The organism is Massilia sp. CT11-108 (assembly GCF_047302915.1).
Classification (GTDB): domain Bacteria; phylum Pseudomonadota; class Gammaproteobacteria; order Burkholderiales; family Burkholderiaceae_D; genus Telluria; species Telluria orientalis.
Genome location: NZ_JBKYMO010001839.1, coordinates 1 through 215, shown reverse-complemented (window position 1 = coordinate 215; position 215 = coordinate 1). Strand labels below are relative to the sequence as shown.

1 protein-coding gene is annotated in these 215 nt (G+C 67.9%); it reads left to right on the top strand.

What is annotated here, in order from left to right:
* The coding region (locus ACEN88_RS36515; RefSeq protein WP_413347244.1) for a hypothetical protein at positions 1-215 on the top strand (215 nt) is incomplete at both ends.

The following is a 215-nucleotide window of genomic DNA, read 5'->3' as shown; positions in this document are numbered from 1 at the left end:
TCGTCGATGACGACGGCCCAGATCGCCGCGCTGTCGACGAACCAGGTGTCCGCAGGCCTGACGACGAACCAGATCGTTGCCCTGACCACGGCCCAGGCAGGCGCGCTGACCACGGCGCAGTCCGCCGCCTTGAGCACGAACCAGGTCGCCGCGCTGGAAACCCGTGACCTCGCCGCATTCAAGACGAACCAGGTCGCCGCGCTGACGACGAACCA